Raw genomic sequence first — 16,808 nt, forward strand, 5'->3', positions numbered from 1 at the left:
GCGAACCGGAGGGCGTCACTCCGGAGTCGTGTCCGGCACGTGGGTGGGGATGGTGATGGTGAACTCGGCGCCCGCTCCGGGGCTGGACCTGACGTGGATGGTGCCGCCGTGTTTCTGGACGATGGTGGCGTACGCCATGCTCAGCCCTTGTCCGGTGCCCTTGCCGACCTCCTTGGTGGTGAAGAAGGGGTCGTAGATCCGCTGCTGGGTGGCGTCGTCCATGCCGATTCCGTCGTCGGCCACGACGATCCGGATCTCGTCCGGTGCCCGCGCGGTGCGCACCGTGATGTGACCGAGCCCGCCGCCACGCTGCGATGCGGCCGCCTCGACCGCGTGCGCGGAATTGACGATGAGGTTGAGGATGACCTGCTTGAGCTCGCCCTCGTAGCAGGGCACGAGGCCGACGTCGGCGCCTAGGTCGAGGGTCAGTTCGGCGTGGTACTTCCATTCGTTGCGGGCGACCTGAGAGGTGCTCTCGACCGCGCGGTTGAGGTCGACGTCACCACGGCCGTGTCCGGGGTGCGAGAAGTCCTTCATGGCCCGGACGATCTGGGCGACCCGGGCGAGCCCCTCCAGCGACTCGGTCATCGCGGTGGGCACCTCGGTGACGAGGAAGTCGAGGTCGAGGTCAGGATCGACGGCGACGATGGGCTCACGGACCTGAGTGACGGCGTTCAGCAGCTGGGTGAAGGACTGTTCGACGAACCGGGTGTTGTCGGAGATGAACTGGATCGGGGTATTGATCTCGTGAGCGATGCCGGCCGCGAGCTGGCCGATAGCCTCGAGACGGTTGGTCTGGTTGAGCTGGCGTTCCAGCGCGCTGATCCGGGTGACGTCGGCGCCGATCCCGATGACGCCGACCCGGCCGTCGCCCACGGGCTGGGGCAGCGCGCTCATCAGGACGGTACGCACGGTGCGATCCGGGCCGGTCACGGTGGCGTGATGGTCGACGATCGGCTCGCCGGTGTCCAGGACGCGGGCTTCCAATTGGGACAGCAGCCGGGCGAGGTCGTCGGCCGCGCCGATTTCGTTCTCGGTGCGGCCGGTGAGATCGCTGCCGGCCGGTAGTCCGCGGGTGGCCAGGAACGCCGCGTTGTGACCCACGTAGCGACCCTCGGCGTCCTTCCAGTAGATGAGGTGCGGAATCGACGAGATGACCCCGGTCAGCACCGCCTTCTCCACCGACAGCTCGTCGGCGAGCGCCTCGGCACGGTTCTTGGCCGCCTGCTGGGCCTGCTCGGCGTTGTACCGCTTGGTGATGTCCCGTTCGACGGCCATCAGGCTGACGACGCCCTCGTCGTCCGTGACCCGGTACAGCACGACGCGCATCCAGCAGGGCCGCCCGTCCTTGGTCCGGCTCTCGAACTCGGGCAGCACCATCGAGCCGCCGACGGCTAGCGCGGCGAGGTCGACGAGGGGGAGGGTATCGGTGCCGAGGAGGTCGGCGCGCAGCCGCCCGGTCGCCTCCGCCCGGGTGTACCCGCTCAGTTTGGTGAAGGCGTCGTTGACCCACTCGATCCGGCCCTCGGTGTCGGCGATCACGACGCCGTCCTCCATGTGCCGGGCTACCAGGGCCAGCCGGGAGGCCTCGCGGGTGGCCTGGCGCAGCTCCTCCTGAATACGGACGGCGTTCGTCTCGTCGGTGAGGGTGAGCACCGCCTGGGCGTCGCCGTGGCCGCGCACCGGGTCGGCCCGCATCCGCCACCAGCGCGGGCCCTCGGCCGTCTCGACCTGATGGGCGGCGGTGACCTGGCTCGACTGGTTGTCCAGCATGAGCCGCACCATGGTGGCTGCCTCGCGGGTCAGCGCGCCGAGCCCGTCCGTCGCCCCGCCGGCCAGCTTGAAGAAGCTGGTCGCGGTGCGGTCACCACTCGCGCGGTTCAGCATCGTGCCCCACACCTGGTTGGTGTCGACGATCCGGCCGTCACCGTCCAGGATGCACAACCCCGCGTCGATCGAGTCGACGACGGCCCGCAGCAGCTGTTCGGCGTTGCGGATGCGCTCGGTGCGTTCGACCAGACGGCGCTGCAACGTCATGTTGCGCTGCCAGGTGGCCAGGGCCGAACTGTCCGGTTCCCCGGTGGTGCGCCGCTCGGCCGCGACGATCAGGGCGTCGATGGTGCGCCGCTGTTCCTCGACCGTCCGGCGCAGCACCGCGGTCTCGTCGGTCCCCGGCCTCGTCGCCGTGTCGGTCATCGGGTCTCCTCGGATCGGTCAGCCGAACGCCACAGCCACCAGGGAATGGTTCATGTGCATTCCGTTGAACTGCTCGCCGTACGTGCTGAAGCCGATCGCCCGGTGCTCGGCGAGGAACTCGCCCACCTCGTCGGCCAGCCCGTGTTCTTCGAACTCCAGGCGGCGCAGGATGCAGTCGAAGGTGAGCACGGCGCTGATCGAGCCGAGTTCAGCGCCGACCGCGTCGAACCGCTCGGCGAGCTTCTCCAGCATTCCCACCGGGCGGCCGAGCCGCAGGACGTCACCGGTGTCGACCCGGGCCAACAGGCTCAGCGACTCGTCGTCGTTGAGCGCGGCGATGCTGCGGATCCAGCTCGACCCGGCCGCCTTCAGCAGCAGCGGATGCGTCGAGAACGTCGTCGGCCCGATGTCGGCCAGGTCAGCGCCGACCGCCTCCGCGTACGCCGAGGCAGCGGGCCGTCCGTTGAACTCCCGGATGATCCGCCGGTCGGCGTCCACATCGGTCGCCACCAGGATGGTGTCGGTGGGGTCGTGATGTTGTAACCGAAACAGCAGGAACGGCGCCTCGGCCCGGACCAGGGTGACCGTGGCGGTGTTGACCAGGAACTTTCCGTCGTGATAGACGGCGGTGTGCGCGAAGGTCAGATCGTCGCCGGCCGAGCCGCCCACGATCGGTACGTCGCCCAGCGTCGCCATCAGGTTCGCGGCCAGCAGGTCCTCGTTACGGGTGAGCCCGTCGGTGAGCAACACCGCGAAGCCCTCGCCGTCGTCGGCGAGCTCCGCCCGCAGCCCGGCCAGGGCCGAGCCGGCCTGTTCGACGGCGGTGGCGGTGTCGTCGAGCGGACCGACGGTTATCGTCCGGGTCCGGAGGCCGCCTCCGGTGAGCGCGGCCGCGCAGATGCCGGTCCGCTCGTAACCGTTCGGTCCGATGTTTCCGGAGCTTGTGCATCCGATGACCTGGTCGCCGAAGTGCTGCTTGAGTGCCGGTCCCACCACCTCGAGGTCGTAACCGGTCGAGACGAACACGGTGTAGAGATCGGCCTGGGAACCAAGCGCGGCGGCGATCTCGGCCACCGCGGCGGCGCCGTCGGGCAGGTGCGACGCCACGGATGCGGCGGAGATGTGCTGCCCGCTTCGGGGCAGAGTCGTCGTGACCATGAATTTCTCCCGTCTGCCGCCTTTCCTTTCGACCCCGCGGCAGCGGAGCTTAGCTGAGCTGAGCATTTGCCCATCATTCCGGCGTACGAGACATATGCTGCGCACGTGGCTGAGCGCATACTGATGGTCGACGACGAACAGCGGCTCCTGGACGGGCTCCGGCGCTCGCTGCACGGCCGCTACGCCATCGACTTCGCCACGTCGGGCGCCGACGGGCTCGCGCAGATCGCGGGCGCCCCCGGCCCGTACGCGGTCGTGGTGTCCGACATGATGATGCCGGTCATGAACGGCGCGGAGTTCCTCGCGCGTACCCGCGAGGTCAGCCCCGACTCGGTGCAGATCATCCTCAGCGGCCAGGCCGACCTGACCTCCACCATCGCCGCCGTCAACGACGGGAACCTGTTCCGCTTCCTCACCAAGCCGTGCGAACCGGACCACCTGACCCGCGCTCTGGACGCCGCCCTGCACCAGCACCAACTCGTCATAGCCGAGCGGGAACTGCTGCAGCGCACCCTCGACGGCACCGTGGAGCTGCTGACCGACCTGATGAAGGCGGCCAGCCCGCTGGCCGCGGCCCGCAGCGAGCAGGTCCGCGCCCTCGTCGACGCGGTCGCCCCGGCCGAGGCCTGGGAACCACGGATCGCCGCACTGCTCGGGCAGGTGGGGCTGCTCGCCATCCCCGGTGAGGTCCTCGCCCAGGTTCGGGCCGGCGTGCCGCTGGACCAGGAGGCCGAGGCGCTGTTCCGCAGCCATCCCCGGCTGGCATACGAGCTGACCAGGCGCATCCCCCGGCTCGAACGCGTCGCCGAGTGGGTGGCCGCGCAGCCGGTCGCGGCCGGGGCGACACCGGCCGGCACGGTCGACGACGACCAAGCGCCCTACGCCGCCGCGATCGCCTTCGTCGTGGGGGTGGAGGCGGGCGGATCACCGGCGTCGGTCGCCGCCGGGCTCGCCGGCTACCCGAGAGAACTCGTCGATTCCCTGCTGCGGGCGTACACGACCGCGAAGGTGCGCAAACCCCGGAAGGTCGCCGGGGCCGAACTCATGGTGGGCATGATGGTCGACCAGGACGTCATCACGACCAGCGGGCTCGTCCTGGTGCGGGGCGGCGAACTGCTGAGCGAGACGATGGCCATCCGTCTGCGGCACTTCGCCGAGGGCGTCGGCATCGTCGAACCGGTGGCCGTACTTGTCTGACGTTGCCCCCGTGGTGCGGGGGCACCGGGATTCGCGTCAGTCCGGCAGCCGATAGGCCGATAGGAACAGATGGCGGCCATTCGCGCAGGCGAAGGACGAGGAGGACCGATGGGAGGACGGGTACGCCGCGTCATCTCGTACTGGGCCCGCGAGCAGGACAGCATGCTCGGACAGGTCCGTCCGCTCTTCCTGACGTTGTGCGTGATCTGGACGCTGCTCGGTGTCGCCCGGGCAGACCTGACCGGTACGGGCGAGCCCTACGTGACGATCGGTGCCGTCACCGCGGTGCTGGTGCCCTTGGTCGTGGGCTACCGCCGCGGCGGCCTTCCGCGCTGGACCTGGGTCGTCGAAGGTGTCGGCGTGTGCGTCATCGCCACCGGTTCGGGGCACGCGATCACGTTCGGCCTGCTCTTCGTGTGGGTAAACTTCCGGGCCCTGTACGGCTCCTTGACCGACCAGATCATCGGCGGCAGCACCGTTGCCGGGATCATGGTGGCGGGCGCGGTGTTCCTGCACATCCCGGTACCCGACGCGCTCTCCATGCTGGTGGCGGCGTTCCTCGGCCTGATCGTCAACCATGTGCTGGCGCGCGGCATCCGGGGCCGGGACCGGGCGGCCATCCGGGAACGGGCGATGGCCAAGGCGGGCGCGCAGTTCGCGGCCTCGAACAGCCGGTCGGATGCCACGGCCGTCGCGGTCACGGCGGCGCTGACCATGGACCCCGACGCGCGGGCCACCCTGATCGCCATCGTGGCCGGCGGCAACGCGCGGATCATCGGTGCCGACGGCGAACTACAACCGGAGGTGGTCGGCCGGGTGGCGCCGGTCGACCAACTGGGCGACGAGATTCGCGCGGCCCTGGTGCCCGGCGGGTTCGCGCTGGTGAGCGGCGAGGCCGCCGCTCACCTCGCGCAGGTGTTCCAGCTGACGCCCGCTGCCGCCGTCGCGGTGGCACCGCTGGCCGTGCACGACGATGTGTTCGGCATGATCGTGCTGCTGCTCACCCGGCGCCCGCCGGACGACCTGGAGGCCGCGCTCACGACGCTGGCCGACGCGGCCGCTCTGACTCTCGATCAGCAACTGAGCCGGTCCCGGTTGAAGATCGTGGTTGAGCACTCGCCGGACGCCCTCATCCTGGCGAGCGAACGGGGGATCATCCGGTTCGTCAATCCGGCTGCCGAGAGGCTGCTAGACCGGTCCGCAGCCGAACTGCTCGGCAGCGACATGCGGCTGCTGCTGAATCCGGAGGATCTGGCGGCCACCCTGGCCGCTCCCACGGCGGTGGCGCAGACCTGCCGGATCCGCGGCCGGGAGGACCGGGCCTGGACCGAGACCGAGGCGGTGGTCGAGTACGTCACCGAGCACGACGGCTCGCGCAGCATCGTGTTCAACGCCCGGGACGTCTCGGAGCGCCGGCGGCTGGAGATGGAGCTGCAGCACTCGCGGAGACTCCAGTCGGTGGGCCGCCTGGCCGCCGGTGTCGCCCATGAGATCAACACGCCGATCCAGTTCATCGGTGACAACGTCCGCTTCATCGAGGAGGCGTTCACCGGGTTCGTCAAGGTCCTCGACGCGTACGAGAAGCTGTGCCCCGCCGAGGCGGCCGCCCCGATCGAGGAGGTGATCGAGGCGGCTGATCTCGAGTACCTCCGGGAAGAGACGCCGATCGCCATCGGGCAGTGCCTCGAGGGCGTCACTCAGGTGGCCCACATCGTGCGGGCCATGAAAGCGTTCGGGCACCCGGGTGGCGAGGCGAAGGAGCCCGCCGACCTGAACGAGGCGATCCAGAACACGATCATCGTGGCGGCCAACGAGATCAATTTCGTCGCCGACGTCACGACCGATCTGGCCGATCTGCCGATGGTTCCGTGCCGGATCGGCGACATCAACCAGACCATGCTCAACCTGATCATCAACGCGGCCCACGCGATCGAGTCGGCGAACCGGGGGCGCGGCACGATCCACATCACCACCCAGGTCCAGCGGGACCACGCCGTCATCGAGGTGGCCGACACCGGCACCGGCGTGTCACCGGAGATCGCGGACAAGCTGTTCGACCCGTTCTTCACCACCAGGGACGTCGGTGGCGGCACCGGGCAGGGCCTCGCGCTCGTACGGACGTTGGTGGTGGACCGCCACGGCGGCGAAGTCGACTTCACCACCGAGCCCGGCGCCGGCACGACGTTCCGGGTACTCCTGCCCTTGCAGAACCCCACCGCACCGCATCGCGCCGAAGACATCATGGAGGCGGCAGCGTGACTCCGAAACCACACGTCCTGTTCGTGGACGACGAACCGCGCGTCCTCGACGGTCTGCGCCGGATGCTGCGTGGGCAGCGGAACCGCTGGGAGATGTCGTTCGCCGGCGGCGGAGCCGAGGCGCTCGTCCTGCTCGGCGAACGGCATTGCGACGTGGTCGTCTCCGACTTCCGGATGCCGGAGATCGACGGGGCCGCGCTGCTGGAGAAGGTACGAACGCTCTCGCCGGACACCGCCCGGATCATTCTGAGCGGCCAGACCAGTGCCGACAACGTCATGCGAGTAATGACGCTCGCTCACCAGTTCCTCAACAAACCGGCCACCTCGGACGAGATCATCGAGGCGATCGAACAGGTACTGGGTGCCCAGGAGACGACCTCGGCCAGCGCCGGCCTCATCAGCGACGTCTCCGGCGTGCAGTCGCTGCCGAGCCCGCCGGCGCTGCTCGCAGAGCTGCTCGGCGTGCTCGAGGACGAGAAGGCGAGTGCCTCGTCGATCGGCCAGGTGATCGGGGGAGACCCGGCGGTGGCTGCCAAGATCCTCAACCTCGCGAACTCCTCGGCGTGCACCGCCGGCCGCCGGCTCGCCGATATCACGCAGGCCGTCGCGCTGCTGGGCACGAACGTCGTACGAGGGCTGGTGCTGCTGCATGACATCGTGAGCGTCTTCACCGAAGGTGTGCACCTGCCCGCGGCCTGGCTGGACGCCCTCAACACGCACTCGGTGCAGTGCGCCCAGCTCGCCAACCGGCTGGCCACCGGGAAGGACTGGGCCTCGCACGCCTTCACGGCCGGGCTGCTGCACGAGGTCGGTCAGCTCGTGCTCGCGACATCCCGCCCCGACCCGTTCGGCGTCGTCGTGAGCGAGTGGCGGCAGGCGGGCGAGGCGGCCGAGACCGCTGCGGCCGGCGCGAACGGCCCGGACAGTGACGCGAGGGGTGCCCCTGCCCTCGGCGAGCTCGAGTCCGCTGGCCTCGGCACCTCGCACAGCGACGCCGGCGCCAGCCTGCTGTCGCTGTGGGGACTGCCCTCGGAGATCGTCGAGGCCGCCGCCCGGCACGCCCGGACCGAGACGCCCACCACGGCCGAGGACCTGAATGCCGCGGTGGCGCTCGCACACGCGGCGGTGGAACAGGAGTTCGGCCCGGTGTGCGGGGCCCGCCCGACAAGCCCGATCGACGAGACGACGCTCGGTCCCGCCGAGCGCAACCACCTCCACCGGTGGCGGGCCGCACTGCGTCCGCCGGAGTGAGGCCGTCGTCAGCGAACCTTCGAGCCGGCGTGCGAGAGGTTGACGTTCACGATGTCGTCGCGGTACACCGCCCAGCCGGTGTCCTTGGCGCGTTTGGCGTGATACATGGCGGCGTCGGCCCGTTGGAGCAGTTGATCGGTTCCGGCGCCGCCGGGGCCGGTCACGGCGATGCCGATGCTGGCCGTGCACCGGATCGTGGTGCCGGCGAGGGTGACGGGCTCGGCCAGTCCGCCGAGGATGCGGGTCGCGACCGCGACCGCGTTGTTCTGCGAGGTGATGTCGCCGAGCACCACAGCGAACTCATCGCCACCCAGCCGGCCGACCGTGTCCGATCCCAGCACGGATCTCTGCAGGGTGTTCGCGACGGCGATCAAGAGGTTGTCACCGGCCTCGTGGCCGAGGGTGTCGTTGATCGGTTTGAAGTCGTTGAGGTCGATGAACAGCACCGCCAGGCACCCACCCGCCGGTAGGGTCGCCAGTGCTCGATCGAGGGCTTTCAGCAGCGCTCCGCGGTTGGCCAGGCCGGTCAGCACGTCGTGGGCGGCCTCGTGTTGAAGCAGGTCCTGGAATTCCCGCCGCTCGGTCACGTCCCGGTGGCTGACCACGATCCCGCCGACCGCGGGGTGCCCGGTCAGATCACGCCAGGTCACGTCGTGCCAGTGCCAGCTGCCGTCGGCGTGCCGGGTTCGGACCTCCGCCCGCTGCGCCGCCGAGCCGACGTCCTGGAATCCCTGGAACGCCATCACGTCGTCCGGATGGATGAGCCCGTAGTAGCTGGTGCCCACCAGGTCTTCCGGCAGGTAACCCATCACCGCGTGCACGGCCGGGCTGACCGACTCGATCACGCCGTCGCGGTCCATCACGTTGATGACATCGCAGGAGTCCTGCACCAACGCCCGATAGCGCTCTTCTCGCCGGCGCAGTTGCTCGGCGGCCTGCTCCTGGACGGTGTACATCTCCACCTGGGCCTCGCGGGTGAAGCGCCAATAGGCGAGTTGCACCGCGCACATCGCGAGCACGAATACCGCGTGAAGCAACGCGAAGAACACCGGATGCTGCCAGGCGAGGGGATCGGAGAACACGAGACCGGGCACGACTGACCCGACCAGAATGTGGTGAACCGTGACCAGGCCCACGGACAGCACCAGCGTCAACCACTCCTGGTAAAGGCTGATCAAGCCGAGCACGACGAAGAACCCGAAGTGCAGGTCCGTCAGTCCGCCACCGGCGTGCACCAGCGCCGCCGAGCCCAACAGCAGCCCCAGCGACACCACGAGCGACCCGCCGCGCCGGGACCTGACCAGGCCGGCCATGCCGGCGCACACCCCGGTCGCGGCCACCAGCACCCACACGATCACCTCGCCGTGGGTATGCCCGGCGTGCGGTTGCTGCAGGAGACCGTAGATACGGTCCCGGAACGCCGCCATCCCCACCAGCACCGGGAACAGCATCGTCAACACGACACGCAGTGTTCGGTGACGCGCCGCGAAGGTCTCCTCGGAAAGTCGGATGTCCGGGATCAGCATGCTGATCCACGTCGGCACCCTCTTCTGGTTCGTCATGACTGTCCGGTACCGGCTCCGGCCGGTTCCAGCGGGGCCGCCGGAAGGGCGGATACGGGCAGGGTGAACTGGATTCGCGTACCGCCGCCGGGGTTGTCACTCGCGGTGATGGTACCGCCGTGGCGGTTGATGACCCGGTGGCAGATGGCCAGGCCCAGGCCGGTGCCGGTATAGCTGGTGTGGGCGGCGGCTCGATGGAACGAGGTGAAGACATGGGGCTGGTCGCCGGCGGGAATACCGATACCGCGGTCGGCGATCTGCACCCGGATCCAGCCGCCGACGTCGGGTTCAGCCGAGACGACGATGCGGGCCGGTTCGCCGGCCGGCGTGTATTTGATGGCGTTGCCGATGAGGTTGTCGAGCAACTGACGGGTCATCGCCTTGTCCGCGTCGACGATGGGTAATGACTCGGAGACAATGCTGGGAAGCTGGTCGGACGGGCCGCCGCGGGTGAACCGGAGATGGGCGGTCCGTTCGGCGATGACCTCGGCGACCAGGATATTGAGGTCGACCAGTTCGCGGTTCAGATGCCGATCGCGGGCCGTGGCGTAGGAGAGCAGGTCGTCGATGAGCCTCCGCATGCGTTTCACGGCGTCGGCGACCCGGGTGAGGGTGGCCGTCAGCGACGCCGGTTCCACACCGTCCGCCAGGTCCTCGCTGAGAATGTCGACGAACCCGGCGATGGCGGCCAAGGGCGCGCTGAGGTCGTGGGCGGCGACACCGGCGAACGCCCGCAGGTCGGCCTCACGTTCCCGCTGGGCGGTGACCTCGTAGGCGGACGCGACCGCGCCGATGATGCGTCCGCTCGCGGCGTGCAGTGGACGGGCGTCCATCACCATGATCCGGTGCGCGCCGCCGGGAAGCGGAATCGTCAGCTCGGCACCGTCGATCTGCTCTCCGGCCAGGGCCCGGATCAGCGGAATGTCGGCGACGGCCATCGCCGCACCGTCGCTGCCCCGGATGCCGGCGCCGGTGAAGGCCTCGGCGATGGTGCGGGACTCACCGCCCGGCAACAGAGTCAGATGGACGACCCGATTGGCCTGGAGGATCGCTCCGGTCGTATCGCAGGCGAGCACGGCGACATCGATGGCGTCGAGGATCTGAGTCAGGTATGCCTGATGCTCGGCGAGCTGGTCGCGAGCAGCGCGCAGCTCGATCTCGGCGGTCTTGCGATCGGTGAAGTCGTGGAACACCGCGACCGCACCGGCATGACCGCTGCCGGTCTGCAGCGGACGCGCCGAAACGGTGAGCACCACGCCGTCGGGGTGCCCCGGATTGCGGACGACCAATTCGACCTGCTCGACGGATTCGCCGCCCATCGCCCGGACCAGCGGGAGTTCGGCGGAGGGGAAGGGCTCCTGTCCGTCCGGCCGGTAGGTGCCGAAGTGAGTCGCCCAATCCTGGGTACCGTCATTGGCGGCCTCGACACCGAGCATCACCCGCGCAGCCGGGTTGTACAGCAGAAACTTCCCGTCGGGGCCGACCACGGCAACGCCGTCGCTGATGCTGTCGAGGATCGCCGTCAACAGGCCTGCCTGGTGCCGGGAGTCCGATTCCGCCGCGGTCAGGTCCCGGGTGGCCCGGTTGACCTGTGCCCGGGCCCGAGCGCGGCCGGTGGCCAGGACCCAGACCAAGCCGGCCAGGAGCAGACCGACCACGACACCGGCACCGACCACGAGACCGGGCAGCTTCGTCACGCCGCCGGGTAGTCGCTTGCCCGGTGCCTGGACCCGCAGTTGCCATTGCCGGTCGGCCACCCCCACGTCGACCGTGGTCGACAGGTCCCGGCGTCCCGACACACCGGCCGGCTGGGTGGCCACCGTGACGTCGACGCCGTCGACGTTCTGCGTGCGCAGGGTGACATCGAGCAGATTCTGCGACACCTGATTCAGGGTGGCACCGACGAAGTTCTGGCCACGCAGGCCCATCAGCACCCATCCGAGGAATGGGCGATCCCCGCGCGCGTCCGGTGGGCCGCGGACCGGCGCTGTCAGCGAGAACGATTGCTGCCGCCGCTCGGCCGGCAGGTTCTGATCGATGATCAGCTGGTAGGCCGCCGAGATCGCGACCCGTCCGGTACGCCGGGCCTGGTCCAACGCCTGGGTCGGTGCCGGAGCCTGGGTGACGTCCAGGCCGAAGCGAGGCGTGGTCACCCCGTCCAACGGCACGTTGAACACGGAGAAGATGTGCTGACCACCGGAATGGGCGGGAGCGAAGGTCAGGTCCGGAACGCCCCGGGACCGCCAAAGCGCTTGCACCGAGGTTATCCGGGCATGGGCAACCGGCACGAGGTACACGATCGAGGTGGCGCCCGCCAGCCGCATCTCCGTCAGCGGTTCGGCCACCTGGGCGAACTTCGCCGCCGTCAAGGTGGTGTACGACCCGGTCGCCGCAGCAACCGTTCGCAACGTGTCGACATAGCGGCCGGTTTCGCTCGACACCGCCTCGGCGACCAGGGTCGCCCGCCGAGCGAGCTGCTGCTCGGCCGCGTCGTGCTGGCCCCGGGCCACCAGTGCCCCCACCACCACCGCCAGGCCGGCACCGACGCATGCCACCAGGACGGCCAGCATCGTTGCCGACCAGGACCTGGCCAGAACCCCTCTTGCGGTGGTCCGCACACAGCCACGATCGGCAGCCGCGACGAGAACCTGAGCGCCTGATTCGCTGAACCGGCGTCGGGGTTGCCTTGCGGGTGCGGGAGGGTCGAGTGACTCAGCTTGCTGGGGTGGGGGCCGATCTCGCCTTGCATGGTGGCTTCTTCGGTGTCTGGTTCGATCGCGTGGGATTCGGCGCGGCTGGGTGATCCTGTTCGGTTGCGGGCTCTGGGTGCTACGGGACTGATGGACGCGCCTGGTGCGGCGATGCTGGACCGCCTGACGCTGCTGGCGACGCGGCTGCTCGGGACGCCAGTGGCGTTGGTGTCGCTGGTGGATGACAGCCGGCAGTTCTTCGCCAGTTCCGTTGGCCTGCCGGAGCCGGCGGCCAGCCGGCGGGAGACGCCATTGCCGTTCTCGTTCTGCCGGCACGTCGTGGTGTCGGAGTCGCCGTTGATCGTGACGGACGCCCGGTACGACCATCGGGTGCGCGAGAATCCGGCGGTCAAGGCTCTGGGCATGGTCGCGTACGCGGGCTTCCCGCTTCGTACCCCGGAGGGGCAGACGCTGGGCTCGTTCTGTGTCATCGATACCCGGCCGCGGGAGTGGTCGGCGGACGAACTGGCCATGATCGAGGATCTGGCGTCGGCCGTCGAGGCGGAGATCGCCGTGCGGCTCTCGCACGCGGACCTGTTGGTGGAGACCCGTCGTATCCAGATGATCGTGGACGCGGCAGCGGACGCGTTCGTGACCGCGGACGAGGCCGGCCTGGTGCGGACCTGGAACAACGCCGCGGAACGGCTGTTCGGCTGGCCGGAGGTCGATGCCCTGGGCCGGCCGCTGACCGACCTGATCGTCCCGGAGCGGTTCCGTGCGCAGCATGAGGCCGGCCTGGAGCGGGTCCGCCGGGCCGGCGCGTCACAACTGGCCGGGCAGCGGCTCGACATGATCGCCGTCGACCGGGCCGGGCGGGAGTTCCCGGTGGAGATGACGTTGCAGGCGCAGGTCGAGGGCGGTACGACCATGTTCCACGCCTTCCTGCACGACATCACTGACCGCCAGGCCCACGTGCAGGCGCTGGCCGACAGCGAGTCGCGGTTCCGCTCGCTGTTCGAGTCGTCGCCGATCGGCATGGCATTGGTGGGGCTGGACGGCGCCTGGCTCCGGGTGAACCCGGCCATCGCGGCCATCACCGGCTACACGATGCCGGAACTGATGGCCATCGACTTTCAGACCATCACGCACCCGGAGGATCTCGAGGCCGACCTGGCCCAGGTGGACCGCTTGATCGCAGGTGACATCAACGACTACCGCATGCACAAGCGTTACCTGCGAAAAGACGGTAGGGCGGTGTGGTGCCAGCTGTCCGTCACGCTGATGCGCGACGAGGATGGCCGGCCGCTGCACTTCCTGTCGCAGATCGTCGAGGTCGATGCGGAGCGGCGCAGCCAGGAACTCCTGGACGTGACCTTCTCGTCCTCCCCGGACCTGCATCTGCTGACCACCCCGGACGGCACCATCGTCCGATCCAACGCGGCCTGGGAGAAGGTCCTCGGCTGGACCGGGGACGAGTTGCGCGGCACCGACCTCAGCTCCCTGATCCACCCGGATGACCGGCCGGCCAACCCGGTGAAGGGCAACCCGGTGGGCACCACCCGCTGCCGGGGCAAGGCCGGGCAGTACCGGTGGTTGCAGTGGACCGGCGCGGCGCTGCCCGGGCAGGGTTTGTCGATCGCCAGCGCCCGGGACATCACCGAGGCCCGTACGGTCGAGGAGGCGCTGCGGCGCAGCGAGGAGCAATCCCGGGCGGCCTTCGAGGCAAGCCCGCTCGGCATGGTCATCACCGACGAGCAGGGCCGGTCCGAGCAGGTGAATGCTGCCTTCGCGACGATGCTCGGGATCAGCGTCGAAGACCTCGTGGGCCGCGACTATCGCGACCTCGTCCACCCCGACGACCTCGAGGTCAGCGACCGGGAGACCGCCCGGATCGGACAAGGCCCGAGCGCGACCGCCGCCCTGCGGAAGCGATTCGTCCGCGCCGACAGCACGGTGGCGTGGGCACAGGTGACGATGACCGCGATCACCGACCCGGACGGGCAGCCGCAGCGGCTGATCCAGATCGAGGACATCACCGCTCGTAAGTCCGCCGAGGCCCTGGCCGCGCGGGAGACCGACCGGCTGCGGACCACGATCGCCGCACAGCGTGAAGTTGCCGCGGCCGCCTCCGACCGTGGCGCCACCCTGGCCCTGGTCGCCGAGCGGACCTTGGCAGCGCTGCCCGCCGCCGAGGGCGCGGTCGTCGCCTTGATCGACGGCGCCGGACTACAGGCCCAGGCCGCCGCGGGAACGCTCGCCGAAATGACCGGCAGGCAGGTGGCCTGCGACGGCTCCCTGGCCGGCCTGGCCATCCGGACCAGAACCACGCTGCGCAGCGACGACACGGCCGCCGACGAGCGCGTCGATCGGGCGGCATGCCAGGCCGGGAGCATCGGCTCGATGATCATCGCGCCGCTGTTCGCCGACGGCACCGCCATCGGCACCCTCGGCGTGACCAGCCGTCAACCGAACACCTTCGACGACGCCGACACCCAGCAGCTCACCCTGCTCGCGGACGCGCTGTCCGGCGCCCTGCAGCACGCCGAGGCGGCCGAGTACCGCGTACAGCTGTTGCAGCAGGCCAATCAGGCGGTCGCCGCGCTTGAGGCGAGCGAGGCTCGGTTCCGGTCCGCGTTCGACAACTGCCCGCTGGGCATGGTCCTGACCAGCATGCGTACCGACAGCCTGGGCGTCGTGCTGCAGGCGAACGAGGCGATGGCGGCGATCACCGGCTACCCGGTGTCCGAACTGGCCGGCATGCCCGTGCACGAGTTCCACCACCCGGACGACCGGGCCGAGACCGACCGGGCCCTCGCCGCGGTGCTCCGGATGGAGACCGACACGTTCACCACCGCGAAGCGCTACCGGCACGCCGACGGGCACACGGTCTGGGTCCGGCTGCACGTCGCGGTCGTCCGCGACGATGCACGCCGGCCCCTCTACCTGGTCACCCAGGTAGAGGACGTCACTGCCCGCCGGGAGATCGACGAGCAGCTCCGGCAGCGCGCCCAGCTGCTCGACCTCACCCAGGACGCGGTCATCGTCCGGGATCTCGGCGGCCACATCACCTACTGGAATCCCGCCGCCGAACGGATCTACGGCTGGGCCGCCGACGTCGCCGTGGGGCACGACCTGGACCGGCTTCTCGGCACCACCTGGCACGACGACGCCTCCCGGCAGCAAGTCACCGATGCGCTGCTCCAACACGGCTCGTGGGACGGTGAACTCGGGCACCGCCGCGCCGACGGCTGCCAGGTCACCATTCTGTCCCGCAAGGCTCTACAGCGCGACGTGGACGGACGACCGGTCGCGGTCCTGTCCATCAACACCGACGTGACCGCCCGGCGCGCCGCCGAACAGGCCCTGCAAGCCAGCGAGAAGCGATTCCGTTCCCAGTTCGCGCATTCGGCCATCGGCCAGATCATCCGCGGTGCCGACGACCGCATCCAGGAGGTCAACCCCGCCTTCGCCGTCATGCTCGGGCACCCCGCGGATCGGTTGCTCGGTACCCGGATCACCGACTACCTGGCCCCCGAGGCACACTCGGACCGCACCCGTGCGCTGGCCACCATCATCACCGGCCAGGCCGACTCCTACCGTCAGGAATGCCAGCTGATCCGCGCTGACGGCAGCCGCCTCGACGTGCACGTGACGGTGTCCGCGATCCGCAACGACCCCGGCCACCCCGACCGGTTCGTCTCCATCTTCCAGGACATCAGCGACCGCAAGACCGCCGAGCAGGCCCGGGACGCGGCGATCGCCGACCTGGCCGACCGCAACAGTGAACTGCAGGCCGCCAACCACCTCAAACAAGACCTGATCGGGATGCTGGGGCACGAGATCGGCAACCCGCTGTCCTCCATCCTCGGCTACACCGAGCTGATCAACGACGGCTGGGACCAGATGCCCGCCGCGCGGCAACGAACCATGCTCGGCGCCATCGACCGCAACGCTCATCTGCTCGACGGCATCGTCCGGGAAGTCCTGGCCATGGTCACGCTGGATGCCGGCAAGCTCACCGCGACGCCGGAGACCGTCAGCGTCCGCGACCATCTCGACGCCGCCCTGGCCGCCCGGGGTGCCGACAACGTGCCCATCGACTGCCCCGCCGGACTTACCACGTACGTACAGCCCGGACATCTCGGCCAGATCTTGACCAACCTGCTGTCGAACGCCACCAAGTACGGCGGCGGCGCCACCGCCCTGACGGCCACCCTCCCGGACGACGGCCTGGTCCGGATCGCGGTCCGCGACGCCGGCCCCGGCGTCCCGGAAAAGCTGCGTCCGAACCTTTTCGACCGGTTCACGCGGGCGGAGAACACCGCCGGCACGGTCAAGGGCACCGGCCTCGGGCTGTACATCGTGCGGGAGCTCGCCCGCGCCAACGACGGCGACGTCCACCACGAGCCGGCGCCGGGCGGTGGGTCCGTCTTCGTCATCACCCTGCCGGCCGAGTGCTTGGTGCCGGCAGCCAGTACCTTCGCCGGTTGACCGGC

At 69.7% G+C, this 16,808-nt stretch carries 8 protein-coding genes; 4 read left to right on the forward strand and 4 right to left on the reverse strand.

From position 1 onward, the window contains the following. Positions 1 to 15: 15 nt before the first annotated feature. The gene (locus Ate02nite_RS25460; RefSeq protein ID WP_203809817.1) at positions 16 to 2,196 is read right to left on the reverse strand and encodes a PAS domain-containing protein; all 2,181 of its coding nucleotides are present in this window, start codon (positions 2,194 to 2,196) and stop codon (positions 16 to 18) included. 18 nt (positions 2,197 to 2,214) lie between these two features. Then, positions 2,215 to 3,354, reverse strand: coding sequence for an FIST N-terminal domain-containing protein (locus tag Ate02nite_RS25465; RefSeq protein WP_203809819.1), 1,140 nt, complete (start codon positions 3,352 to 3,354; stop codon positions 2,215 to 2,217). A 105-nt stretch (positions 3,355 to 3,459) separates the two neighbouring features. Between Ate02nite_RS25465 and Ate02nite_RS25470 the strand changes: the two genes are divergently transcribed. The 3 genes from Ate02nite_RS25470 (at position 3,460) to Ate02nite_RS25480 (ending at position 8,060) form a co-directional block, all read left to right on the forward strand. Further along, positions 3,460 to 4,551, forward strand: coding sequence for a response regulator (locus Ate02nite_RS25470; RefSeq protein ID WP_203809820.1), 1,092 nt, complete (start codon positions 3,460 to 3,462; stop codon positions 4,549 to 4,551). A 108-nt stretch (positions 4,552 to 4,659) separates the two neighbouring features. Next, positions 4,660 to 6,810, forward strand: coding sequence for a two-component system sensor histidine kinase NtrB (locus tag Ate02nite_RS25475; protein ID WP_203809822.1), 2,151 nt, complete (start codon positions 4,660 to 4,662; stop codon positions 6,808 to 6,810). Then, entirely contained in the window at positions 6,807 to 8,060 is a 1,254-nt protein-coding gene (locus Ate02nite_RS25480; RefSeq protein ID WP_203809824.1) for an HDOD domain-containing protein, read from the forward strand. The genes Ate02nite_RS25475 and Ate02nite_RS25480 overlap by 4 nt, the downstream gene beginning before the upstream one ends. 8 nt (positions 8,061 to 8,068) lie before the next feature. Here Ate02nite_RS25480 and Ate02nite_RS25485 read toward each other — a convergent pair whose 3' ends face one another. After that, a complete protein-coding gene (locus Ate02nite_RS25485) occupies positions 8,069 to 9,622 on the reverse strand; it encodes a sensor domain-containing diguanylate cyclase (RefSeq protein WP_203809826.1) in 1,554 nt (517 codons plus the stop codon). Next, on the reverse strand, positions 9,619 to 12,240 hold the full coding sequence (locus Ate02nite_RS25490; protein ID WP_203809828.1) for an ATP-binding protein: 2,622 nt from the start codon (positions 12,238 to 12,240) through the stop codon (positions 9,619 to 9,621). Before Ate02nite_RS25490 ends, Ate02nite_RS25485 begins: the two co-directional genes overlap by 4 nt. Before the next feature lie 243 nt (positions 12,241 to 12,483). Here Ate02nite_RS25490 and Ate02nite_RS25495 point away from each other — a divergent pair, with 243 nt between their 5' ends. Continuing rightward, on the forward strand, positions 12,484 to 16,803 hold the full coding sequence (locus Ate02nite_RS25495) for a PAS domain S-box protein (RefSeq protein ID WP_203809830.1): 4,320 nt from the start codon (positions 12,484 to 12,486) through the stop codon (positions 16,801 to 16,803). Positions 16,804 to 16,808 lie beyond the last annotated feature (5 nt).

This window comes from Paractinoplanes tereljensis, from assembly GCF_016862435.1.
Taxonomy (GTDB): Bacteria; Actinomycetota; Actinomycetes; order Mycobacteriales; family Micromonosporaceae; genus Actinoplanes; species Actinoplanes tereljensis.